Here is a 24,387-nt window from a genome sequence, read left to right as displayed (position 1 = left end):
GGTCTGACAAACGGACACGAGCTGGACTTTACTGAAAACCAATGGCTGGGTTCGTGTCCGAATGTCAGACCTGACACCGGGGTGGGGCACACCGGGGGCGGAGAAGGCGGAGAATGCCGGAGTACAATTGCGCATGCTCTCAGAATTCGACCTTATCAAGCAATACTTCAAACGTGCACAGCCAAGCCGGGCCGCGCTCGGCATTGGCGACGATTGCGCGCTGCTCGCGCCCGCCCCCGGCATGCAGATGGCCATTTCGTCCGACATGCTGGTCGAGGGCCGCCATTTCTTCGCCGGCGCCGATGCGCGCATGCTGGGCCACAAATGCCTGGCCGTGAATCTGTCCGACCTGGCGGCAATGGGCGCACGGCCAGTCGCCTTTACGCTGGCGCTGGCGCTGCCGACGGCCGAACCGGCGTGGCTCGGCGAATTTGCCGCCGGCCTGTTTGCGCTGGCCGACCTGCATGACTGTGAACTGATCGGCGGCGACACCACCAAAGGCCCGCTCACGATCTGCATCACCATCTTCGGCGAACTGGCGCCCGGCCACGCCTTGCGGCGCGATGCCGCCGTCGCCGGCGACGATCTCTGGATCTCGGGCACCCTGGGCGACGCCCGCCTGGCGCTGGCCGGGTACCGCAAGGAAGTGGCACTCGATGATGCCGCGCAGCTGCTGGCGGGCGCGCGCATGCACATGCCGGCGCCGCGCGTGGCGCTTGGCCTGGCCCTGGCCGGCGCGCGCCTGGCGCACGCGGCGATCGACATCTCCGATGGGCTGGTGGGCGATCTCGGACACATCCTGGCCGCGTCGAAGGTCGGCGCTACATTGGATGTGGATGCGCTACCGGCCGGGCCGGCGCTGGCCGCGCAGGCGCAGGCGCTGCGGCGCCAGTTCTGCGCCGCCGGCGGTGACGATTACGAGTTGTGTTTTAGCGCCGCGCCGGCGCAGCGCGAAGCGATCCTGGCCGCCGGCCTCGCCAGCGGCGCCGCCGTCACGCGCGTGGGGACCATCGATGCGGCGCCGGGCCTGCGCCTGGTCGATGCGCGCGGCCAGGCGCTCGACTTGCAACTGGCCGGGTTCGACCACTTCGCCAGCGCCTGAGCATCCCTACTCCGCCGCCACCTGCCCGGCATCGACAAAGTGCGCATTATGCGGATCGTCCTTCGGCCCGTTCATCAGCCAGTAATGATGAAACGCCAGCCGCACGTTGTCGCGCAGTTGGGTCTCGTCCCACGGCTTGGTGTAGAAGCGGTAGATCGCCCCGCGGTTGATCGAATCGAGCACCGCTTCAAGCCCGGTGTAGCCGGATAAGATGATCCGGATCGTGTCCGGATAGAGCTCCTTGACCTTGCTCAAAAACTCGGTTCCGCTCATTCCCGGCATGCGCTGGTCGCACACGATCACCTGCACCGTGTGCAGCGCCAATTGCTCGAATCCTTCGGCCGGTGACACCGCCGTCAAGATCCGGTAGTTATCGCGCTTGAACAAGCGGTGCAGCGCCGAGAGCACATTGACATCGTCATCGACGATCAACAAGGTCTGGCGGTGATTGTCGGGCGACTCCGGCTCCTGCGGCTGCGCCAGGTTGGCCAGCACCATGGCGCCGAACTCCTTGACCGGCAACGGCCGGCTGAAATGAAAGCCCTGCACTTCGTCGCAGCGATGGCGCCGCAGGTAAGCCATCTGCGCCGCTGTCTCCACCCCTTCGGCGATGACCTGCATGTGCAGCGAGTGCGCCATGCCGATGATGGCCAGCGCGATGGCCGCGTCGTCCGGGTTGACCGTCACCTCGCGTACAAAAGCGATGTCGATCTTGAGTTTGTCGATCGGGAAGCGCTTCAGGTACGCCAGGCTCGAATAACCGGTCCCGAAGTCGTCGATGGCGATCGTGATACCGAGCTGCTTGAGGTTGCCCAGCACCTTGATCGTATGCTCGGCGTTGGACATCAGCGCGCTTTCGGTCAGCTCCAGTTCCAGCAGCGACGGGTCGATCCCGTGCTTGCCGATGGCGGCGCGGATGTCGCCTTCCAGGTCGCCCTCGACGAACTGGCGGCTCGACACATTGACCGCCACCCGCACGTCGCCGGTCTCGCCGGCCGACCACTGCGCGATCTGGCGGCAGGCTTCTTCGATCACCCATGCGCCGACGCGCACGATCAAGCCGGTTTCTTCCATCACCGGCACGAATTCGGCCGGGAACACCAGGCCGAAGCCGGGCCGGTTCCAGCGCAGCAGCGCTTCGGCGCCGGCGATGCGGCCGGTGCGCAAATTGACCTTGGGCTGGTAGTACAGCAAAAACTCGCCATGCTCGAGCGCGTGGCGCAGCGCCAGTTCGAGGTCGAGCCGGGCCAGCACCTGCACGTTCATCCCGGCGGTGAAGAAGCGGTAGCCGTCGCGCCCCGCTTCCTTGGCGCGGCCCATGGCCGTGTCGGCATATTTGATCAGCGTTTCGGGATCGAGGGCGTCGTCCGGATACATGGCGATGCCGATGCTGGCCGTAAGACCCGCCTGGCGGCCGTGCAGGTCGAACGGCGCGCGCAGGGTGTCGCGCACTTCGTTGGCCACGTTGACGGCGTCCTGCTGGTTGCGCGTCATGGTGAGGATCAGCGCGAATTCGTCGCCGCCCAGGCGCCCGACCGTGTCGCGGATGCGCACGCACTGCACCAGGCGCGTGCTGAACTGGCGCAGCAACTCGTCGCCCAGCGCCGAGCCGAGCGAATCGTTGATGGTCTTGAAGCGGTCGAGCGCGATGAACAGCACCACGATGCGCCAGTGCTTGTCCTGCGCCAGCTCGATCGCTTCGCGCAAGGTCTGGTAGAACAGGGTGCGGTTGGGCAGGCCGGTCAGGCTGTCGTAGCTGGCCAGGTGCTTGAGGCGCTGGCGCGCGGCCAGCCGTTCGCTGATGTCGCGCGCGACCGCGATCAGCATGCGCGTGCCGCCCACGTTCTGGGTCTGCCAGTAGATTTCGACCGCCACTTCGCGCAGGTCGGCGCGCGTGAGCTGGTCTTCGACCAGGTCCGGGTAGCGCAGCGCGTCGCGCGCGGGATCGGCCTGGCAGGCCAGTTGGCCGCGCCCGGCCAGGCCGTACACGGTGGGGTCGAGGCGCAGCAGTTCGTCGCGCTGGTAGCCAAGCATGCGGCAGGCGCCGTCGTTGACGTCGACCACCTTCATGGCGCCGATGTCGATCAGGAAGATGGCGTCGTCGGTGGCGTCCATGGCGCTGCGAAAGCGCTGCAGTTCGGCGGTGCGCTCGCGCACCGTTTGTTCGAGCACGGCGCCGTAGTTCTTCGATTCGCGGTGCAGCAGGCGCACCTCGAGCATGTTACGGATGCGCGTGAGCACCTCGACCGGGTCGAAGGGTTTACCGACAAAGTCGCGCGCGCCGGCGTCGAGCGCGGCCAGCTTCTTGTCCGGCTCGGCCGTCACCACCAGCACCGGCAGGTAGGCTTCGGTTTCCATGGGCGCCAGCGCCTCCATCACCTGGAAGCCGTTCATGCCCGGCATATGCAGGTCGAGGATGATCAGGTCGTAGCGGTGCTTCATGTGCAGCGCCGCCACCTCGCGCGGGTCGGTGGTGCTGCTGACGTTGGTGTAGCCGGTGGTCGTGAGCAGGTACTCGAGCAGCTGGACGTTGACCATCTGGTCGTCGACGATCAGGATGGCGGCGTGATGGATGTCTTCGAGGGCTATCATGGATTTCGCGCTTTCTGCGCAAGCTGCCGCGTGTCGGCGAATGCGAGGGTGGTGTCGATCGCCTCGTTGAATTCGTCAATGTTGATCGGTTTGGTGAGGTAACGCGAAAAACCGCTGGCCAGCCCGCGCTCGACGTCGCGCGGCATCGCGCTGGCGGTCAGCGCGATGACGGGAATGTGGGCCGTGCGCGGGTCGCTGCGCAATTCCTTGAGGGCGTCGGCGCCGCTCACGCAGGGCAGGTTCAGGTCCATCAAAATCACGTCCGGCAGGTGCGCCTTGGCCATTTCGATGCCGAGGTGGCCATCGGGCGCGGTGAGCAAATGCAGGTCGGGCCGGTAGCGCACGATCTCCTGCACCAGCTTCAGGTTGGCCGGGTTGTCTTCGACGTACAGCAAGGTGTGGTCGGCGCGCGGCGCACTCGCTGCCTTGGGCTCGAGCGCCAGCACGGTCGCCTCGCCCACCACCGACGGCACCGGCTGGGTCAGTCCCAGTTCGATCCAGAACACGGTGCCCACGCCGACACTGCTCGAGACGCCGATTTCGCCGCCCATCAGTTCGACCAGGCGGCGCGTGACGACCAGGCCGATGCCGGTGCCTTCTTCGCTGCCGTTTTCCTGGCCCAGGCGGTTAAACGGCTGGAACAGCGAATCGATCTGCTCGGGGCGCAGGCCCATGCCGGTATCCTGCACCGACAGGCGCACGCGGTTGGCGGTGACGACGCTGCAGTCGCACACCACCGCGCCCATCTCGCGGTTGTACTTGATGGCGTTCGACAGCAGATTAAGCAGCACCTGCTTGAGGCGCGTGCGGTCGGCCTGCACCACGGCGGGCGGCGCGTCCGGGAACAGCATGCGGATCTTGCGCTGCTGCGCCAGCGGTTCGGTCATGTTGCGGCACTCGACCAGCATGTCGGCCAGCGCCACCGGTTCCATCGACAGGGTCACGGTGCCCGATTCGACCTTGGCCAGGTCGAGGATTTCGTTGATCAGGGTAAGCAGGTGGCGCCCCGACTTGAGAATGTGGCCGGCGAACTCCTTCTTTTGCGGCAGTGTGGACGGCAGCGATTCGGACGTCAATATCTGGGCGAAGCCGAGGATGGCGTTGAGCGGCGTGCGCAACTCGTGGCTCATCGACGACAAGAAGGCCGACTTGGCCTGGTTGGCGTTCTTGGCCGCGGACATGGCCACTTCCAGCTCGGCGTTGGTCAGTTCGAGCTGCATGGTGCGTTCGTGCACCCGCACTTCGAGGCGCTCGTTGAGGTCCATGATTTCCTGCTGGGCGCGGGCGCGTTCCTCGGCTTCGCGCGCAATCGCGTGGTGCGACGTTTCGAGCGCGCCGGTGCGCTGTTCGATTTCGCCCAGCATGGCGTTGAAGGAGTCCACCAGTTCGCCCGCTTCGTCGTCGCTGATGCGCGGGGCGCGCCGCGAGTAGTCGCGCGTGCTGACCACTTCGCGCGCGGTTTCGGTGAGCGCCACGATCGGCGCGGTGACGATGCGCCCGAGCCGGCGCGTCATCAGCCAGGCGATCAGCATGGCCAGCGCGATCACGCCGGCGGCGATGCTCAGGTAGTCGACCGCGCGCGCGACCAGCGTGTATTCGGCGCGCAGGTAGACGGTGCCGAGCAGTTCGCCGTTTTCGACCACGCGCCGGTACAGCAGCAGGTCGTCGCCGGAGACGCGCAGGTCGTCGGTCTGCGGGCTGACCGGGAAGGCCTGCTGTTCGCCCGGCGCGCGGTAGGAGGCGAACAGCGCGCCCTTGGCGTCGTAGATGGCGCCGGCCCGCACCGACGGGCGGATGCGCAGCAGCGCCAGGTTTTCGGTGGCCAGGCGGGCGTCATCGAACGTCAGCGCGGCCGAGGTCATGTGGCCGAGCAGTTCGGCCTGGGTCGCCATGTCGCCCAGCAGGGCCTTGTGGTAGTTGCGCAGGTCGTAGGCGATCACGGTGCCGATCGACACCAGCAGCGCCGCCAGGGTAGTGAGCATGACCACCGTGACCAGTTTTTCGCGGATCGAGCGCACGATCATGTGACCCCCTGCACACGGTTGGCGGCGGCCAGCATGCGTGCGCTGATGCGCAGGCGGCTGGAATTGACCTGGCCGAGGGCGACGTCGAAGCGCAGCCGGTCCTGGGCCACGACGAAGGCGATCATGCAGCCAAGCGCGATGCCGTCCTCGGCGTCGGAGACGGTCAGCACCGACTGGCCGCGCGCGGCGGCCAGCATGTCGATCACGGCGGCGCGTTCGCCGGCGCCGATGAAGAGGATGTGGACGCCGCCGACAGGGTCGCCGCGGCGCAGCCTGCGCACCAGCACGGCGTGCCCGCCGACGGTGCGCCCGGCCACCATTTGTTCGAGCTGGTCGGCCAGGCCGTCATTGCCGGAGACGCCAATCTGGAGCGGGCTGTCGGCGCGCGCGAAGCTGCCGTCGGGCCACTCGACGAAGCCGGCGAATTTGAACAGGTAGGCGGCCTTGACCTGGTTTTCGACGCTGGGCGGCGACTGGGCCGCGATTGGGCCGCTCCAGGCCGACAGGGCCAGCACGATGGGCAGCGCCAGCGTGCGCCGGCGCAATGCGAACCAGCTCAGGCCCGCCATGGCAGTTCGGCCAGCAAGAGAATCGGGGACATGGGACTCCAATCCGGATCAGACAAAAAGCAAACTCAGCGGTAAAGGCCAGCATAGCAGAGCAGCAGGCCCGTGGCGCACGGCAGGACGATTTCCCCAGGTCCACTCTACGCTTTTTTGGGTCTCTTGGATATCCCTTGTGAAACATTGCAACAGGGTGGACGAACAGTGTTGCATACGGCATGGTAAAGTAGAATCGCAGGGCCGCGCGGTCGCGCGCGCCCTCCCCTGATCTGAATGTCGATATGAATGTCGATATGAATTTCGATAGGTAATCCGATCCCCCCATGACCGTCCAAAAGGAGCAACACGTGACGAACGACATTCTCGAACTTTCCGCCAAAGTCGGCCGCGCGCTGCAAGCGAAAGGTTTGCTGCTGGTAACCGCCGAATCATGCACCGGCGGCGGGGTGGCGCAGGCGGTCACCGAGGTGGCCGGCTCGACCGCCTGGTTCGATTGCGGCTTCGTGACCTATTCGAACGCCTCCAAGACCGAGCTGCTTGATGTGTCGGCCGCGCTGATCGCGCAGCTGGGCACGGTCAGCGAGGAAGTGGCGTCCGCCATGGCCACGGGCGCGTTGGCGAACAGCAACGCGCATGTGGCGCTGTCGACCACCGGCATCGCCGGCCCGAGCGGCGCGGTGCCGGGCAAGCCGGTCGGCACGGTCTGCTTCGGCTGGGCCAGGGGCGACACGGTCCAGACCGAGCGCCTGGTGTTTGCCGGCGACCGCCAGGCGGTGCGCGAGCAGACCGTGCTGCATGCGCTGCAAGGCTTGCTGCGCATCATCGAATAGCGCGAACACGACGCCGATGGCGCCGCGGCGCCATCGCCATTTTCAACCCTTTGTCTGATGCAAACGCCGCTAACCTAAGCGTCGTCATTCCCGCGCAGGCGGGAATCCAAGGCATGTCTGCTAAACGGCAGGACCTTGGATTCCCGCCTGCGCGGGAATGACGGGTGAGTCATTTTCTGGAGCAATTCGATGCACAACACGGTTCATTTCATCTTGCAGGGCAAGGGCGGCATCGGCAAGACCCTGGTCTCGACCATCCTCGCGCAGTGGCTGGCGGGCAAGGACGAGGAGCGCCCCCTGCGCTGCTACGATACCGACCAGGAAAACGCCACCTTTTCGCGCTACAAGGCGATGGACGTGAAACACGTGCCGGTCATGACCGATGCGCGCAACATCGACCCCAAGCGCTTCGACGCGCTGATGATCGACCTGCTGGAAGAAGAAGGCAACTGCGTCATCGACAACGGCGCCAACACCTTTTCGCCGCTGATGGGCTACCTGCTGGAAAACGATTGCTTCGACCTGCTCAAGGAATCCGGGCGCAAGGTGTATATCCACACCATCGTCGGCGGCGGCGACACCTTGCACGATACGGCCATGGGTTTCGTCTCGACCGCCAAGTCGACCACGGTGCCGCTGGTGCTGTGGGAAAACGAGCACTTCGGCCCCTTGCAATCGGCCACCGGCAAGGTGTTTACCGAGTCCCAGACCTACGCCGACAACGCGGCGCGCGTGTGCGGGCGCGTGGTGCTGTCGCAACGCAACGCCGACACCTTCGGCGCCGACATCAAAAAGATGAATATCGCGCGCCTGACCGCCCAGGAAGTGCGCGAAAGCGACAAATTCAACGTGATGGAAAAGCAGCGCATCAAGGTGGTGTTCCGCGACCTGTTCGAACAACTCGACAAAGTGCAGTGGTAAGCCGGCATGGACCAGCAAAAACTGCGCACCCTCGTCTTTGAAAAGACCGGCGTGCGGATCGATATCGACGATCCGATCTTCGCGCTGGTGGCATTGAACGAGGCGGTGCTGGCCGAAGCGGTCGAGCGCCACGTGGAATTGCTCGACGACGCGACCGCCGACCTGGCCGACCAGGTGCGGGCGCTGCAGGACACCGGCTACCTTGGCCATGCCGTCCCTGCCAGCGCCCGTCCGGCGGCGCTGGTGACGGCGGCGCCAGGTCCCGTCCAGGCTGCCGCGGCGCAGGAAAAACGCCTGATCGCCATCGTCGGCGGCGCCGCGCTGCTGTGCGCGTTCGTGGTGCTGGCCGGCCAGGCGTTGCTGTTGCGCCCCGCGCCTGCCCCGGCACCGGTGCTCGTCGCCAGGGAACTCACGCCGGAGCAAAGCAGCGCCCTGCGCGATGGCGACAAGCTGGCCAAAGCCGTGGCCAAACTCGATCCCAAAACCCGCGCGGCCATTGCCGCCGAGATGCAAAAGCCGTAATTTCCGGCAAGCGCAGCCATGTGTTCCGGATATGCGCTATCATATCTACATATCTTCACATGTTGACTATGAAACCTTCTCCCGATAATGACGCCTCGATCGCCCAACTGGCCGACCTGTTCCATCTGCTGGGCGACCCGACCCGGCTGCGCATCGTATTGTCGTGCTTGCCAGGGCCGATTGCGGTGGGCGACATCGCGGCCGGCCTGCAATTGAGCAGCTCCTTGGTCAGCCACCACCTGCGCCTGCTGCGCGCCGCGCGCATCGTCAAGGCCGAGCGCCAGGGCAAGCAGGTGTTCTATTCGACGGCGGACGCCCACATCAGCGGCGTGCTGACCGACATGCTCGAACACATCGCCGAACCCACCAATGGAATCGACCCATGACCAGCGCCCACGACCACGATCACGACCATGACCACGCCAGCCACGCGCACGCGCCGGCCAAAGCGGTGGACAAGCACGACCACGGGCACGACCATGGGCACGGGCATGGCCACCACCATCACCAGCTCGATCCGAACGGCAACGGGCGCGCCTTTGCGCTGGCGATCGGCCTGAACACGGTATTTGTCGGCATCGAATTCTTTTACGGATTCCTGGCCAATTCGACCGCGCTGATGGCCGACGCCGGCCACAACCTGTCCGATGTGCTGGGCCTGATGCTGGCCTGGGGCGCGGCCATGCTCACCCGGCGCGCGCCGAACGGGCGCTACACCTACGGCCTGCGCAGTTCCTCGATCCTGGCGGCGCTGCTCAACGCCCTGCTGCTGATGCTCGCCTGCGGCGCGATCGGCTGGGAAGCCGTGCACCGCTTCGCCAATCCGGCCCCGGTGCAGGGCATGACGATGTCGGTGGTGGCCGGTATCGGGGTGCTGGTCAACGGCTTTTCGGCCTGGCTGTTCATGGCCGGCAGCAAGGACGACCTGAACATCCGCGGCGCCTACCAGCACATGGCGGCCGACGCCGCCATTTCGCTGGGCGTGGTGGTGTCGGGCGTGGCGATCATCTTCACCGGCTGGACCTGGCTCGACCCGGCGGTCAGCATCGTGATCGTGCTGCTGATCCTGGTCACCACCTGGGGCTTGCTGCGCGAATCGCTCGACCTGGTGCTGGCGGCGGTGCCGGCCAATGTCGATGCCGGCGCGGTGGGCGACTATCTGCTGGCGCAGCCGGGCGTGGCCGGCATGCACGACCTGCATATCTGGGCCATGAGCACGACCGAAACGGCCCTGACCGCGCATTTGGTCATGCCCGCCGGCTACCCGGGCGACGCCGCGCTGGACGCCATCGTGGCGGCGCTCAAGGCCGATTATGCGATCGCCCACTGCACCTTGCAGGTGGAACTGGGGACGAGCGAGCACAGCTGCGTTCTACATGGGGAAGCGCCCAAGCCAGCCTAGGTTCGGCGCCAGCCGGAGGCGACGTGGTTTTTTTGCCGAACCCATCCGAATCGGGTCGAAAGCCGGGAGCGATCTTGTATAGTCGGCTAACAATTTCGTGAAAGACATCTTTGCCGAGTGCCACCGGTGGCCAGGGACGCCGGTGGCCCGTTGCGGCCATCCATGTCGGAAAGGCTCCAGTGTTGACATTCTCACAGCTTCAACGAGCGCTTGGGGCATTGCTGATGCTGCTGGGCGCTGTCGTGATGGCCGGCTGGGGCCTGCGCCTGCGCGATCTGGTGCAACCGCTGCCCGGCGCGGTCGCGATGGTGTTCAACACGGCGCTGTGTTTCATACTTGCCGGTATCGCCCTCGCGATTTCCGACCGGCAAGCGCCGCTGGCGCGCGCCGTGCGTGGCGGGGCCTGCGCGGCCATGCTGGGCGTGGCGGGCGTGGTCGGCCTGCAAAACCTGCTCGGCATCGACCTGCATATCGACCAGTTGTTCGTCCAGGTGTGGCTGGCCGACCCCAACCCCCATCCGGGACGCATGTCGCCGCTCGCTTGCGTGGGTTTCTGGCTGGCCGGCGCCTGTCTCTTGCTGCAGGAGCGGCAACGCGCGACGCGCGCCGCCGGCTGGGCCATCCAGCTGCTGTGCCTGGCGCTGGTATCGCTCGGGATCATCGGCATGACCGGCCACTCGCTCAAGCTGGCGCTGCTCTACGAAGGGTATCAGTTCGTCGGGATGGCGCCGCACACGGCGTTCGGCGTGCTGTTGCTGGGCAGTGCGCTGTGGCTGCGCTGGTACCGCAGCGTCAAGGAAAGCGGCTTCCGGCGCGAGCGCGGCGACCAGCGCATCACCGCGATCGCGACCGTCATCCTGCTCTCGATGGCGCTGACGGCCGGGATGATCAGCTCGGTCCTGTCGGCGCACCGCACCGAGGCCGCCTTGCACCTGAATATGCGGGTGGCGCATTCGAATCGCGCCCAGCTGTTGAACTTCGTGCTGGAAAACACCCGCTTGCAGGCCCGTGCGCTTGCCAGCGACCCTGCCCTGCTCAAGGAATACGCGCGCGCCGCCGGCGCCGGCCCGGCGGCCGATGAGACCGAGCTCGGGAGTCACTTGCTCAGCGACGGCTACTCCTCGGTGGCCGCTCTCACCAGCGAGGGCACCGCGCTGCTGCGTGCCGGCGCGCCCGCGACCAGCGCGTCCGTCACCTTGCGCTTGAACAATGAGCAGGAACTTTCCTGGTCGACGCTGCCCATATTGAAGATAAGGGTGCCGGTGCACACGGGAACGAGCGTCATCGGCACCCTCCGGGCCGAACGCAACTTGCCCATCGTACAAACCCTGCTGGCCGATGCCGCACTCCTGGGAAAAAGCGGCGATATTGCGATTTGCGCGGCCAGCGGCAGCGGCCGCATGAATTGCCTGCCGACCCGCCTGCACCCGCGCAGCTTTACCGAGGCGCCCCGGATGCGCGAGGGAAGCAGCCTGCCGATGAGCCTGGCACTCGATGGCCACACCGGACTGGCCGTGGCAAAAGATTACCGGGGACGGATGGTGGTCGCCGCCTACGGGCCGATCGGCGCCACCGGCCTGGGCCTGGTGGTGAAGGAAGACGCCGTCGAATTGTACGAGCCGATCCGCACGCAAATATCGTATATGGTGGCGGTGCTGGCCGTACTGTTTATGTGCGGAATGTTTCTCTTGCACTGGCAAGTGTCCCCGCTGATCGCGGCGCTGCTGGCGGCCAAGCAAAAGGCGCGCGCGGGCGAGGGCAAGATCCAGGCGGTGCTCGACAATATGGCCGAGGGTCTGCTGACCATCGACGAGCATGGCCGCATCAAGTCGATCAATCCGGCCGCCGCCGCCATGTTCGGCTATGCCGCGCCGGAGCTGCTCGATACCGCCCTCGCCGGGCTGATTCCAGCCGGCCCGCCATCGAGCGGGCAGCCAGGCGCAGCGGCGCGGCCGGACAGCGCGCGCGGGATGCAAGTGCACGGCAAACGCAAGGATGGCAGTCTGTTCCCCCTGCACATTGCCGTGCGCGAAGCGCTGCACGAAGGGGGACGCTTGTCGGTGGCGATCCTGCGCGACATCAGCGATGAGCGGCGGGCGTCCGAAGTCAGTTCGCGCTTTAGCGCCTTCCTCGACGCCACCCCCAACCTGGTGGCCTTCGTTTCCGCCGAGCAGAGTATCTTGTATCTCAACGGCGCCGGGCGCGACCTGCTTGGCATTGCCGGGGACGAAGACTGCGCCAGCCTGTCGATGGATCAATTCGCTTGCCCCGGGAGCGCCAGCGGCTATTTGCAGGATATTTTTCTTGAAGCGTCGCTGGCCGCCTGGCGCGGCGAATTTGCCTTGTGCACGCGCAGCGGCGCCGTGGTCCCCTTCTTGTTTTCGGTGGTGCGCATCGAGCATCTGGAGGGCGAAGCCGGTTCGTACGCGATGGTGGGGGTCGATGTCAGCGAGCGCAAGCGCGCCGAAGACGACCTGCGCAAGACGCTGGACCGTTTCAACCTGGTCGCGCGCGCCACCAACGATACGGTGTGGGACTGGGACTTCGCGACCGACGAGATCTGGTGGAATGCGGGCATTGCGCACACCTTCGGTCACGAACTGGCCACCACGGCAACGCCGGCCCAGTGGTGGGTCGACCAGATCCATCCGGATGACCGCGACTGGGTCACGCGCGAAGTCGAGCATGAAATCCACGCGGGCAGCCAGTACTGGACCGGCGAGTACCGCTTCCGCCTGGCGAACGGCACGTTTGCCTATGTCCACGATCGCGGCTACATCATCCACGACGCGCACGGCGGGGCGGTGCGCATGATCGGCGCCATGATGGACATCAGCGAGCGCAAGAATGTCGAAGAACGCATGCGCCAGCTGGAAGAACGTTTCTCCAAGATTTTTAGTATGAGTCCGGTTGCGATTACCGTCAGCAGCATGGCCGATGGCGCCTTTTTGGAAGTCAACGATGCATTTTGCGCACTGATCGGCCAGGAACGCGGCGTGCTGCTGACCCGTCCCGCCGCGCCGCTCGATGACTGGTTCGCGCCGGCGGCCCATGCGGCCATGATGGAGCGGCTGCGCCGGGAAGGTTCGATCAGCGACGTGGAAGCGGCCATGCGCACCGCCGATGGCGCCGTGATCAGCGTGCTGCTGTCGGCCGACGTGGTGGAGCTGTCCGGCGTGCCCCATTTGCTGTGTTTGTACAACGACATCACCCACCGCAAGCGGACCGAAGACCGGCTCAGGTTGAGCGAGGAAAAGTTCCGCTCGATCGTGGAGACCACCAAAGACTGGATATGGTCGCTCGACAGGGACGGCCGCATCCTGTATTCCAACCCGGCGGTCGAGGCCATGCTCGGCCGCGCGCCGGATGAACTGACCGGCAAGGGCATGCTGCGCTACGTCCACCCCGACGAACGGGCTGGCGTCGGCGCCAGGATCTTGCATCTGCAACAGAAAGGCGAAGGGTGGAGCAGCTGGCTGATACGCTGGCGCCACCGCGACGGCAGCGATCGTTATCTGGAATCGTCGGCGGTACCGGTGTTCGACCCCGACGGCGCTTTCCTCGGCTACCGAGGGACCGACCACGACGTCACCACCATCAAGAAATTTGAAATCCAGTTGCAGGAAGCCAAGCACAAAGCCGAATCGGCGAATGAAGCGAAGAGCGAATTCCTGGCCAACATGAGCCATGAAATCCGCACGCCCATGAATTGCATTATCGGCTTCACGCGGCTGGTGCTGAAAACCGGGCTCTCCGACCAGCAGCGGGAGTACATGCAACTGATCGAATCGTCGGCCGACTCCCTGCTGCGCCTGTTAAACGATATCCTCGACTTTTCCAAGATGGAGGCCAAGAAACTCGTTCTGGAGAAAACGGCGTTCGACCTGCGCGAAGAAATCGCCAATATGTGCCGCACCCTGGCGGCGGGCGCGGCGGAAAAGCGCCTGGAACTGGCCTTCGACATCGCACCCGAGGTACCGCGCATCATCGTCGCCGACAAGGGCCGGCTGGCGCAGATCCTGATCAACCTGACCAGCAACGCGATCAAGTTCACCGCGCGCGGCGAAGTCGTGCTGACGGTCGCCCTGCAGTCGCAGCATGGCGGGCGCGCCGAACTGCTGCTCGGCGTGCGCGACACGGGTATCGGCATTTCACGCCAGCAGCAGGAGCATATTTTCGAGTCGTTCGTCCAGGCCGACGCCTCCACCACCCGCCAGTACGGCGGTACCGGGCTGGGACTGGCCATCGTCTCGCAGCTGGTGAACCTGATGGGCGGCCGTCTGTGGGTCGACAGCGAACCGGGCATGGGCACGCAATTCTATTTCACGGTCTCGGTCCAGCTCGCGCAGCACCCGGCCGGGCTGGAGTCGGGTCCGGGCCACGCCGGACTGCAGTACAAGCCGGTCCTGGTGGTCGATGACAACGCCACCTCCGGCCAGATTATCGTCAACCTGCTGCGCAGCTGGAAAATGCTGCCCACCCTGGTGCAAGGCGAGGCCGCCCTGGCCGGCCATCTGCAACGGGCCGGCGGCGCGCCGGCGGCGGAACCGTTTTGCGCCGCCATCTGCAGCGCAACGCTGCTCGACGACGGCGCAGCCCTGGCCAGCGCACTTGGCGCCGCCGGGCTGGCGCCGGCATCGGTCATCGCCATGCTGCCGCTGCAGGACGGCGGCGGCGTGCTGCAAGCCTGCATGGCGGCGGGGGTGACGGAATTTATCAAAAAGCCCGTCAGGCACTCGGAGCTGTTCAACGCCCTGTTGGGGATCGTCCAGGGCAAGGCCGGCGGCCCGCTGCGCGCCGCCGTGCAGGCGGGGGCCTCGCCTGGCGCGTCGCCTAGCGCTTCGCATAGCACGTCGCATAGCGCGCAGCCACCCGCGCCGCCCCTGCAAAAGCGCTTGCGCGTGCTGGTCGCCGACGACCATCCCATCAACCAGATGCTGATCAGCGAATTGTTGCGCAGCCGTGGGCACGCCTTCAGCGTGGTCGGCAACGGCGTCGAGGTGTTGCGGATACTCGAGCGCGAAGAGTTCGATGTCATCCTGATGGATGGCCAGATGCCGGAGATGGACGGCTATCAGACCACCGCCGAAATCCGCCGCCGCGAAGCGCTGAGCGGCGCGCATATCCATATCGTTGCGGTGACCGCCCATGCGATGTCGGGCGACCGCCAGACCTGCCTGGACGCGGGCATGGACGACTACCTGTCGAAACCGATCGAGCCGCTCGATCTGTACGCCTGCCTGGAACGCCCATGGGCGGCGCGGGCGGCGGCGCCGGACACGCCGCTCCCGCAAGTGGCCGTGGCGTCCGCCGCATGCGTCTTCAACCACGACCTGGCGCTCGAACGCGCACGCGGGAAACGCAATTTGCTCATTCTCATGGCAAGATCGTTCATCGACACCGCTCCCGAACTGGTGCGCCAGTTGCACGGCGCCCGCGACCGGCCCGATGTCCTCCTGCTCGAACGCGCGGCGCACCGGGTCAAGGGGGCGGCCGCGACGCTGGCCGGCGAGGCCACGGCGCAGGCCGCGGGAGCGCTCGAAGTGCTGGCGCGCCACGGCAAGCAGGCCAGCCATGAGGAGCTCGACAGTGCGGCACGCCACCTGGCGCAGTGCATCGATGAACTGGCCGCCACCCTTGCCACGACCCTGGAATTGAACCAATGAAAGTACTTGTCGCCGATGACGATCCGGTCTCTGTCTTCTATCTGCAGGACGTGCTCTCCGAATGGGGCTACGAGGTCGTGGTCGCCACCGACGGCCTGGCCGCCGAAGCGATCCTGCGCCAGGAGGACGGCCCCTTGCTGGCGGTGCTGGACTGGATGATGCCGGGACGGGACGGCATCGACGTCTGCCACAACATCCGCCAGGCCGGCATGGCGCGCTATGTCTACATGATCATGCTGACCTCGCGCACGGAGACCGAATTCATCGTCGCGGCCATGAACGCCGGGGCCGACGACTATGTCGCCAAGCCCTTCATCGCCGAAGAAATGCGGGTGCGCGTACGCGCGGGGCGCCGCATCGTCGACCTGGAACAGGAATTGCGCAGGCAGGCCACGCGCGACGCCCTGACCGGCATCTTCAACCGTGGCGCGATCCTCGACCTGCTGCAAAAGGAAATGGCGCGCCAGGCCAGGGCGTCCAATTGCCTGTCCCTGATCTTTGCCGACCTCGATCACTTCAAGCGCATCAACGACAGCTACGGCCACCTCGCGGGCGACGAGGTGCTGCGCGAAGCGACGCGCCGCATGGCGTCCGCGCTGAGAAATTACGACGCGTTCGGACGTTACGGCGGCGAGGAACTGCTCGCCGTGCTGCCCGACTGCGATCCGGAACATGCCCTCTTCGTCGCCGAACGGATGCGCAGCGTCATGGCCGACACCAGCGTGCCGACCGCGTATGGCGTGATCGCCGTCACGGTCAGCATCGGCATCGCCTCGATGAACGCCGCCAATGCGATGGACATGACCGAACTGCTGCATCGCGCCGACAGCGCCTTGTATGCGGCCAAGATGCAGGGACGCAATTGCGTCATCGCGGCGCCCTGGCCCGGAACCGAAAAACAGGCGCCCGATGACGAGATACAGGAACGGTGAAGACCTCGTTCCGAATGGCGAAAAAGCACCTTGATGGCGCCGCTTTTGCGTTCCGATCTGCTGATTGCTTAAAACAGGTGCGCGGCCAGGCTCAATTGCTGGTCGGGCTCGCGACCGAGGAAGCAATCGCGCGCGATGGTGTCGCCATAGGCCACGTTGTAGATCACTTCGGCGTATTCCTGGCCGATGTACGAGGCGTGGCGGCCGTTGAGCACCAGGCGCGCGGTCTGGCCGGGGGCGAGCCGGATGGCCGAGTTGCTCGCGCAGCGGCGCGGCTGGCCTTCGGACGGGTCCCATTTCAGGCCGAGCGCCAGCGCGCCATCGTCGCGCGGCGACAGCACCAGGCTGCGCTCCTTGAGCGGGGCATGATCGACCTGTTTTTCTTTCTTCAAGACGGCGGCAAAACCGTCGCGCTCATGCATCAGGTAATACTGGTAGCAATACGCCGCGCCGGCCTGCAACAGCGCAAAGGCGCGTGGCAGCACCGCCCGTTCGTTGGCGCGCGGGGCGCCACGGGTGGCTTTGGTCCAGCGGATTTCGATGACTTGCACGGCGATCATCGCGCGCCTTCCGCCTTCAGGCGCAGGTAGTCGAGGAAATGGGTGGCGTACGGCCCTACGCTGGCGAGGCTGAACACGTCGTCATCTTCTTGCACGATCTCGTATTCGCCGTTTTCGTACAAACCGAGCAAGCCTTCCAGGAATTGTTCCAGGCTCGCGCCCGCCCGCACGCGCGTGAACTCGCGGCACCCGAACGAGATCACCTGGCCGACGCTGCCGGCCGCGTCCGGGTCGAGGTCGATGCCCAGATACGCGCCGCCGCCGTCGTCGGCCAGCGGAATCCAGGCCCTGCTGGCGGCGCACTGGCGAATGGTGGCGGGTGGCAGGCAGGTGTAGTCGGCGGCAAAACTGGCGAGTTGCTCATCCGTACACTCAGCGAGGATATCCGTGTCTCTCTTCCAGTGACGCAAGGCGTCGTCCAGGCTCAGGAACGGCAGGCCGAAGAACAGACCAGGCACGTAGTGGCCGCCCTTGTCGGCACTGCCGTCATGCCAACGGTAAAGCGCGCGCACGGATGCTGGCAGCGGCCTGCCGATGGCGCGCTCGAAGGCGTCGAGGTCGGCCTCGCCGGCGCCCTGGTTCAGGTTCGCCGCCATGGTGGGGAAACGCGAGGCGATGCAGGCTTGCAGACGGTCGAGCAGCTCATTCATTGTGATGCTCCGGTTGGTTCGATTGTGGAAGGTGGAAAGGCGCGGCGGCAGGCTTGGGTCGCCTCGATGTCGACGTCGTCCAGGCGCACGGTGCGCGGGCTGTATTCGAACCAGGGCAGCACGGGCGACTGGCGCTTGAGCGTGACCTCGTAGGCCGGCTGGCTGGTATCCCGGTCTTCAACGACATCGACATAGCAGCGCAGGCGCGGCGCCAGCTGTTCGGCATGCCGCCCAGTGATCTCGGCCACGGCGCCCATCAGTCCCATCACGCCAACGGTGGCGAACAGCAATCCGGCGATGCCGGGAATCGCTGCAACCGAGCCAAGCAGGTAAGCGAGCACCTTCGGGCGAAGGCGGTAGGCCGACATGCCGAGCACCGCAAAGGCCAGCCAGGCCACAAGCCACAAGAGCGCGTTGAGTCCGACGCTCGCCGTGGACAAGCCGAGCGCCAGCGACCCCACGACCACGACCACGCTGGCGGCGAGCAGCGCCAGCGTGCGGCGCTGCACCAGCGGCGCTTGCCGCGACAGCCACCACGCCGCCACCGGGCTGGCCAACGGCGTAGCGAGCAAGACGCAGAAAAACAGCCAGAACACGCAGCGCCCGCCGGGCGTCAGGCAGCGCCAGCGCCGCTCACCACCTCAGCCCGCCAGGTTGGCAAACAAGGCCGTGGACAAATAGCGTTCGCCGAACGATGGAATAATCGTCACGATCACCTTGCCCGCGTTTTCGGGACGGCGCGCCACTCCGATCGCGGCCCATAGCGCCGCTCCCGACGAAATGCCGACCAGCAGCCCTTCTTCGCGCGCGGCCGCGCGGGCGGTCTCGAAGGCGGCGTCGTTGCTCACGCAAATGACTTCGTCAAAGGCCGCGCGGTTGAGCACCTGCGGCACGAAACCGGCGCCGATGCCCTGGATCGGGTGCGGACCCTTGGTCCCTTTGGACAGCATGGGCGACGCTTCGGGCTCGACCGCGATGGCCTGGAAGCCCGGCTTGCGCGCCTTGAGCACTTCGCCCACGCCGGTGATGGTGCCGCCGGTGCCGACCCCGGCCACCAGAATATCGACCTTGCCGTCGGTGTCGCGCCAGATTTCCTCGGCCGTGGTGCGGCGGTGTACATCGGGATTGGCGGGATTGTTGAATTGCTGCGGCATGTAGTAGTTGGGATTGGCCGCCACCAGTTCCTCGGCCACCTTGATGGCGCCGAGCATGCCTTCAGGACCCGGCGTGAGCACCAGCTCGGCGCCGTAGGCGCGCAGCAGCATGCGCCGCTCGCTGCTCATGGTGTCGGGCATGACCAGCTTGCAGCGGTAGCCGCGCGCCGCGCACACCATGGCCAGCGCGATGCCGGTGTTGCCGCTGGTCGGCTCGACGATAACGGTGTCCGGGCCGATCTTGCCGGCCGCCTCGGCCGCTTCGACCATGGCCAGGCCGATGCGGTCCTTGACGCTGTGGGCCGGGTTGTAGAACTCCAGCTTGGCGAGGATGTCCGCGCCGGCGCCCTGCGCCAGTTTGCGAATCCGGACCAGCGGGGTGTTACCGATTAACTCAGTGACGTCGTTTGCGATTCTCATGCTCACTCTCCCGCTGTCATGGTTGGACTTACTTGACGTTGACAAGTTCCACGTCGAAGATCAAATCGGCATCCGGCGGAATGCCGCCGCCCGGCGCGCCGCGCTTGCCGTAGGCCAGGTAGCTCGGAATGACCAGGGTGCGCTTGCCGCCCACCTTCATGCCGAGTACGCCCTGGTCCCAGCCCTTGATCACGCGGCCGGTGCCGAGCACGAATTCGAGCGGCGCCCCGCGCGAGAGCGAGGAGTCGAACTGGCGGCCGCGCTGGCGCGTCGCCATTGGCTTGTACAGCCAGCCGGTGTAATGCACGAATACCTTGCTGCCGGCGGTCGCTTCGGCGCCGCTGCCGACCTTGATGTCGGTGGCGACCAGGGGATCGAGCACCGGCTCGGCCAGCAGCACGGTGCCTGGCGGCGTGGCAGGCTGGGCTTGCGCGGGCGGCTGGGCCGCTGGCGCCGGCGTGACCGGGGCCACCGGCTCAGCGGCGGGCGGCGTGGCCTGGGTCGCCGCCGGCGGCGTCTCGGGTGCGGGCGGCGTCTGGCCGGCGGCCTGGGCCATCGATGCGGCGGCGACGCACATCAGGAATACGGAAATAGGACGGCGCATGAGGTGATCTCTTTCAGTAAGATTCAGTGAACAACGGTCAAACTGGGTAATTCTGCAACGCTATGATAGCAAGGCCTCGGGCGCCTGCACAGAAGGCGCGTGAATTGCACCGTCGGCAAGACGGCGCAGCACGTGGCCGGCGGCCACCATGCCGAAGGTAGCGGTGACGACCATGCTCGAGCCGAAGCCGGCGCAATTGAGGCCGGTGATGCCGTCGCCATCGACCTCGCAACTCTCGCCTTCGGGCATCCTCAGCGGTTCCATCGAAAACACGGCATCGACGTTGAACTTGGTTTTCAGGCTGCGCGGAAAGCCGTAATCGTTGCGCAAGCGCTTGCGCACCAGTTTCAGCAAGGGCTCCTGTTCGGTTTTGGACAGGTCGCGCAGTTCGATGCGGGTGGGGTCGGTCTTGCCGCCGGCGCTGCCGATGATCACCATCGGCAACTGGTGGTCGCGGCAATACGCGATCAGCGCGGCCTTGGCCTTGACGTTGTCGATGGCGTCGACCACGTAGTCGTACTGGTGGGCGCCGATCATCTGGTCGAGGTTGTCGGGATCGATGAACTCTTCGATCAGCTTGACCTTGCAGAAGGGATTGATCTGGGCGATGCGCTCGGCCAGCGCGCCGATCTTGGCCTGGCCGACGGTATCGGTGAGGGCCTGGATCTGGCGGTTGATGTTCGATTCGGCCACGTTGTCGAGGTCGATCAGGGTGAGCTGGCCGATGGCGGAACGGGCCAGCGCCTCGACGATCCAGGAGCCGACCCCGCCGACGCCGATCACGCACACATGGGCGGAGCGGAAACGCGCCAGCGCGGCGGCGCCGTACAGGCGGCCGATGCCGCCGAAGCGGCGCTCGAAGTCGACCTCGCTGGTATCGGGGGGAAGTGAGGGGGTGGTGATGGTATTCATGCCGCCATTTTAACGGACGCGGCCGGACAGACTGCTCTAAAATGTGCAATATGTTCCCGATGGCGGTGACGTCACTCCGTCGTTCCCGCGCAGGCGGGAACCCAAGTTTTGTCGAACCGCCACTGGCTGCGGAACGAACTTGGGTTCCCGCCTGCGCGGGAACGACGGTTTTGAGTGTAACGATCGGCTCGAAAGAGCTCATGTCAGCGCCAATGAGGTATTTGCCACCAGCCACAAGCGAGAAATCTCCATGAGCTACGCCCTGCCCGACAGCGCCCCCGGTTTCGACCAGCCGATCGCGGTGCTGAAACACTGTCACGACCGCATCCGCAAACAGCTGGCCACCCTGGAAAAATTGTTGCCGCACCTGGCCAGCCACGGCGCCGACGACGAAGCGCGCCATGCCGCGCGCGCGGTGATGAAGTATTTCGACCAGGCCGCGCCGCTCCATCACGAAGACGAAGAACAGAACCTGGTGCCGATGCTGCGCAGCACGGCCAGCGGCGCGGACGCCGAGCTGCTGGCCCAGCTCGTGCCCGGCATCCTCGACGAGCACCGCCAGATGGACGGCATGTGGCAAGAACTGCACGAGCAACTGTCCGCCATCGCCGACGGCAGCGCCGCGCTGCTGCGCGAGCACGACGTGCAGCGCTTCGCCAGCATGTACCGCGCCCACATGGAGCGCGAGGAAGGCCATATCGCGCCGATGGCCAAGCGCCTGTTCAGCGCCGCGCAGATGGCGACCCTGGGCCAGGCCATGCAGCAACGGCGCGGTATCGCCCCGGGCGCCCCGAGCGCCACGCCGGCGGCGCAGCCGGCATCGACCGGCGACGCCGTGGCCAGCCTGCGCAAGGATTACGGCCAGGCCAGCCTGAACGAAAGCGACGTGGCGGATGATCCGTTCGTGCAATTTACCACCTGGTTCGAGGAAGCGCTCAAGGCCCAGGTCAACGAGCCGAACGCGATGAGCGTGGCGACCGTGGACGAACAGGGCCGGCCGAGCTCGCGCATCGTGCTGATCAAGCAGTTCGATCCGCGCGGCTTTACCTGGTACACCAACTACAACAGCCAGAAGGGGCGCCAGCTGGCCGCCAACCCGCATGCGGCATTACTGTTCTTTTGGACGGAACTCGAACGCCAGATCCGGATCGAAGGAAGGGTAGAGCGCACTTCTGCGGAAGAAAGCGACAAGTATTTCCACAGCCGTCCGCTGAAAAGCCGGCTGGCCGCGATTGCGTCCGCGCAAAGCGAGCCGATTGCCAATCGTGGCGCGCTGGAACAACACTACGACGCTGTAGCCAAGCAATACGGCGAGGAGCCGCCACGTCCCGACAACTGGGGCGGCTTCCGCCTGGTACCTGAACGCATCGAGTTCTGGCAGGGACGCCGCTCGCGTTTTCACGACCGCATCGTGTACACGCTGCAAAGCGACGGCAGCTGGGCGCGCGAACGGTTGCAACCCTAACCGGCCGGTGTGCGCGCACAGCGGCCGGCAACAATCGTCCGGAGGTGTGCGTGTTCAACCAGATCAAACTGAAGGCCTGGAGCGAAGGCCTGCGCAGCCAGCCATCGCTTCCTTTGCGGGTGGAGCTGTGGAACGGCCAGCGCTTCGATTTTTCGCCCGATCCGCCGCGCGTAACCGTGCGCGTGCCGCGCGCCAGTTCGCTGCGCTACCTGCTGGCGCCATCGCTGTACAAGCTCGGCCGCGCGTACGTGGAAGGCGCGATCGACGTCAGCGGGCGCGCCAACGACATGATTGCCGTGGTCAATGCGCTGGCTAGTCATGCACTGGCCAACAAGCTGCCCGCACTCGGGCTGGGGCGCCTGCTCGGCGCGGTCGGCGACGCGCTCGGCGGCGGCCACACGCGCAAGCACGATGCGCAAGCGGTGCGCTATCACTACGACGTGTCCAACGAATTCTACGGCGCCTGGCTCGATCCGGACATGGTGTATTCGTGCGCCTATTTTGAGAACGGCAACGAAACGCTGGCCGAGGCGCAGCTCAGGAAGATCGACCATATCCTCACCAAGATCGGCGTGCGGCCCGGACACCGCCTGCTCGACATCGGTTGCGGCTGGGGCGCGCTGGCCATCCGCGCGGCCCAGCGGCACGGGGCGCGCTGCGTCGGCGTCACCCTGTCCGATAACCAGGCGCGGCTGGCCCGCGAGCGGGTCGAGCGGGCCGGCTTGACAGGGCAGGTCGAGATCCGCCTGCAGGATTATCGCGATGTCGGCGGCCAGTTCGACCGCATCACCAGCGTGGGCATGTTCGAGCATGTGGGCGTGCGCCAGCTGCCCGCCTACTTTCGCCGCATGGCAACGCTGCTCACGCCCGACGGGGTGGCGATGAACCACGGGCTGACCACCACCAATCCGGACAGCCATGGCGTGCCGCACGGAGGCGGCGACTTCATCAGCCGGTACGTGTTTCCGCACGGCGAGCTGGCGCACCTGGGCACGGTGGTCAAGGCCATGCAGGAAGGCGGGCTCGAGGTGCGCGACGTGGAAAACCTGCGGCGCCATTACGCGCGCACATGCGCCATGTGGACCGAGAATTTCGAGGCCAATGCCGAGCGCATCAAAGGCTTGACGGACGCGCGCCGCTTTCGCATCTGGCAGGTGTACCTGGCCGGATGCACGCATGCGTTCACCCATGACTGGATCAGTTTGTACCAGATCGTGTGCGGCAGGGCGGGACGCGATCCGGCCGCGCTGCCATGGTCGCGGCGCTACATGTACGGGCAGGCGACGTGGCGTTGACTCGGCGTCCTCGCCGTTCACGCACTGGTACGCTTGGTAGCAGACGCCGCTACGGGCGTCCACCACGCTCAACAGCATCAAGGTCGGCACAGCCTTCGACGGATCGATCCGATCGGGCTTGTCGATGTGCTTGAGGTCCGACGGCGACATGTCGGATTGCCAGCAGTCCTTGCTTGGTCCGGCCTGGAAGCGCACGGCCGGCGGTTCGCGCAGCAGACGGGGCTGATCGAGGCGTAAGAGCGAAAGATGGCGATTGACGGTCGGACGCCGCAGCGGGCCCTTCGGCGCTTTGACCAAGCCCTGCGCCGTCTCCACGCCATAGTCCTCCATCAGCTCGATGGACCGCCCGGTGGAAAGGTGGCGCCCGGCCTTGTTGGTGATGCGCAGTTTAAGCGCCGCGATCAGCTCGCAATAGCGCTCCAGCTCCGCATGCGGCCACAGTCGCGGCTTGCCGTGGCCGGCACGGTGCGGCCGGCGCGACTGGTGCCACTCGCCTTCTCGGCCCTCGCGACATCACAACCGGCGGCGCGCAGCGCCTGCTCCTGCAGGGTGAAATCCTGGTCGCTGCTGGAAACGCGGGCATCTCCGTAGAGCGCCATGGCTTGGTTTGTCTCGTTAGGATGTAGCCCCTTCAAAGTTGGCATCTCGAAAACATAAAACAACCCTGTTGAGACAACAAAGATTGACTCGCTCACGTGGTTCGATAGGGTTTACCTGTACGCTACAATCGACTACAGGCAACTCCCGCTTTCGGCCAATTTCCGCCATTTGAT

Annotated in this window: 20 protein-coding genes and 1 pseudogene; 10 read left to right on the top strand and 11 right to left on the bottom strand. The window is 65.8% G+C overall.

What is annotated here, in order from left to right; all coding sequences use genetic code 11:
* The first annotated feature begins 133 nt into the window (after positions 1-133).
* Positions 134-1,102: a thiamine-phosphate kinase gene (thiL, locus tag F0185_RS27340; protein WP_167230082.1), complete on the top strand. Its 969-nt coding sequence runs from the start codon at positions 134-136 to the stop codon at positions 1,100-1,102.
* A 6-nt stretch (positions 1,103-1,108) separates the two neighbouring features.
* On the opposite strand, the gene F0185_RS27335 is transcribed toward thiL, so the two are convergent.
* Genes F0185_RS27335 through F0185_RS27325 form a run of 3 tightly spaced genes read right to left on the bottom strand, consistent with a single transcriptional unit; the run spans position 1,109 to position 6,287 of the window.
* On the bottom strand, positions 1,109-3,694 hold the full coding sequence (locus F0185_RS27335) for an EAL domain-containing protein (RefSeq protein ID WP_167230079.1): 2,586 nt from the start codon (positions 3,692-3,694) through the stop codon (positions 1,109-1,111).
* Positions 3,691-5,718, bottom strand: a complete 2,028-nt coding sequence (locus tag F0185_RS27330; protein ID WP_167230076.1) for a sensor histidine kinase, YfiR-like protein-associated — start codon at positions 5,716-5,718, stop codon at positions 3,691-3,693. The genes F0185_RS27335 and F0185_RS27330 overlap by 4 nt, the downstream gene beginning before the upstream one ends.
* Positions 5,715-6,287, bottom strand: coding sequence for a TOL_0243 family YfiR-like periplasmic protein (locus tag F0185_RS27325; protein ID WP_167230073.1), 573 nt, complete (start codon positions 6,285-6,287; stop codon positions 5,715-5,717). Before F0185_RS27325 ends, F0185_RS27330 begins: the two co-directional genes overlap by 4 nt.
* Positions 6,288-6,628: 341 nt before the next feature.
* Between F0185_RS27325 and F0185_RS27320 the strand changes: the two genes are divergently transcribed.
* From F0185_RS27320 to F0185_RS27290, 7 genes are all read left to right on the top strand, one after another.
* Positions 6,629-7,111: a CinA family protein gene (locus tag F0185_RS27320; protein WP_502572709.1), complete on the top strand. Its 483-nt coding sequence runs from the start codon at positions 6,629-6,631 to the stop codon at positions 7,109-7,111.
* Between the two features lie 189 nt (positions 7,112-7,300).
* The gene (locus tag F0185_RS27315; protein ID WP_167230067.1) at positions 7,301-8,032 is read left to right on the top strand and encodes a P-loop NTPase family protein; all 732 of its coding nucleotides are present in this window, start codon (positions 7,301-7,303) and stop codon (positions 8,030-8,032) included.
* Positions 8,033-8,038: 6 nt separating this feature from the next.
* The gene (locus F0185_RS27310; protein ID WP_167230066.1) at positions 8,039-8,554 is read left to right on the top strand and encodes a hypothetical protein; all 516 of its coding nucleotides are present in this window, start codon (positions 8,039-8,041) and stop codon (positions 8,552-8,554) included.
* 68 nt (positions 8,555-8,622) lie between these two features.
* Complete coding sequence (locus F0185_RS27305) at positions 8,623-8,940, top strand: ArsR/SmtB family transcription factor (protein ID WP_166898040.1); 318 nt, start codon at positions 8,623-8,625, stop codon at positions 8,938-8,940.
* Positions 8,937-9,956 (top strand): cation diffusion facilitator family transporter, encoded by a 1,020-nt coding sequence (locus F0185_RS27300; protein ID WP_167230063.1) that lies wholly within the window; start codon positions 8,937-8,939, stop codon positions 9,954-9,956. The genes F0185_RS27305 and F0185_RS27300 overlap by 4 nt, the downstream gene beginning before the upstream one ends.
* A 224-nt stretch (positions 9,957-10,180) precedes the next feature.
* Positions 10,181-15,622, top strand: coding sequence for a PAS domain S-box protein (locus F0185_RS27295; RefSeq protein ID WP_167230060.1), 5,442 nt, complete (start codon positions 10,181-10,183; stop codon positions 15,620-15,622).
* Complete coding sequence (locus F0185_RS27290) at positions 15,619-16,554, top strand: GGDEF domain-containing protein (RefSeq protein WP_167230057.1); 936 nt, start codon at positions 15,619-15,621, stop codon at positions 16,552-16,554. Before F0185_RS27295 ends, F0185_RS27290 begins: the two co-directional genes overlap by 4 nt.
* Before the next feature lie 68 nt (positions 16,555-16,622).
* Here F0185_RS27290 and F0185_RS27285 read toward each other — a convergent pair whose 3' ends face one another.
* The 6 genes from F0185_RS27285 to F0185_RS27260 are packed head-to-tail and all read right to left on the bottom strand — an operon-like array spanning position 16,623 to position 20,854.
* Complete coding sequence (locus F0185_RS27285) at positions 16,623-17,114, bottom strand: hypothetical protein (protein ID WP_167230053.1); 492 nt, start codon at positions 17,112-17,114, stop codon at positions 16,623-16,625.
* Positions 17,111-17,764, bottom strand: a complete 654-nt coding sequence (locus tag F0185_RS27280; RefSeq protein WP_167230050.1) for an SMI1/KNR4 family protein — start codon at positions 17,762-17,764, stop codon at positions 17,111-17,113. The genes F0185_RS27285 and F0185_RS27280 overlap by 4 nt, the downstream gene beginning before the upstream one ends.
* Complete coding sequence (locus tag F0185_RS27275) at positions 17,761-18,360, bottom strand: hypothetical protein (RefSeq protein ID WP_167230047.1); 600 nt, start codon at positions 18,358-18,360, stop codon at positions 17,761-17,763. Before F0185_RS27275 ends, F0185_RS27280 begins: the two co-directional genes overlap by 4 nt.
* Positions 18,361-18,405: 45 nt before the next feature.
* On the bottom strand, positions 18,406-19,338 hold the full coding sequence (gene cysK, locus F0185_RS27270) for a cysteine synthase A (protein ID WP_167230044.1): 933 nt from the start codon (positions 19,336-19,338) through the stop codon (positions 18,406-18,408).
* A gap of 28 nt (positions 19,339-19,366) precedes the next feature.
* Positions 19,367-19,942, bottom strand: a complete 576-nt coding sequence (locus F0185_RS27265; protein WP_229477212.1) for an FKBP-type peptidyl-prolyl cis-trans isomerase — start codon at positions 19,940-19,942, stop codon at positions 19,367-19,369.
* 60 nt (positions 19,943-20,002) lie between these two features.
* Positions 20,003-20,854: a tRNA threonylcarbamoyladenosine dehydratase gene (locus tag F0185_RS27260; RefSeq protein ID WP_167230041.1), complete on the bottom strand. Its 852-nt coding sequence runs from the start codon at positions 20,852-20,854 to the stop codon at positions 20,003-20,005.
* A gap of 250 nt (positions 20,855-21,104) precedes the next feature.
* Between F0185_RS27260 and pdxH the strand changes: the two genes are divergently transcribed.
* Entirely contained in the window at positions 21,105-22,319 is a 1,215-nt protein-coding gene (gene pdxH, locus F0185_RS27255) for a pyridoxamine 5'-phosphate oxidase (protein WP_167230038.1), read from the top strand.
* Between the two features lie 50 nt (positions 22,320-22,369).
* The gene (locus F0185_RS27250; protein ID WP_167230035.1) at positions 22,370-23,614 is read left to right on the top strand and encodes a class I SAM-dependent methyltransferase; all 1,245 of its coding nucleotides are present in this window, start codon (positions 22,370-22,372) and stop codon (positions 23,612-23,614) included.
* On the opposite strand, the pseudogene F0185_RS35015 reads toward F0185_RS27250, so the two are convergent.
* Positions 23,573-24,079, bottom strand: a pseudogene (locus tag F0185_RS35015) (IS481 family transposase); the annotation flags it as partial. The gene F0185_RS27250 and the pseudogene F0185_RS35015 sit on opposite strands and share 42 nt — an antisense overlap.
* Positions 24,016-24,309: a recombinase family protein gene (locus F0185_RS34490; protein ID WP_223164592.1), complete on the bottom strand. Its 294-nt coding sequence runs from the start codon at positions 24,307-24,309 to the stop codon at positions 24,016-24,018. The pseudogene F0185_RS35015 and the gene F0185_RS34490, both read right to left, overlap by 64 nt.
* Between the last annotated feature and the right edge of the window lie 78 nt (positions 24,310-24,387).

Source organism: Massilia rubra (assembly GCF_011682065.1).
In the GTDB taxonomy this organism is placed as follows: domain Bacteria; phylum Pseudomonadota; class Gammaproteobacteria; order Burkholderiales; family Burkholderiaceae_D; genus Telluria_A; species Telluria_A rubra.
This window is presented reverse-complemented; position numbering and strand designations above follow the sequence as displayed.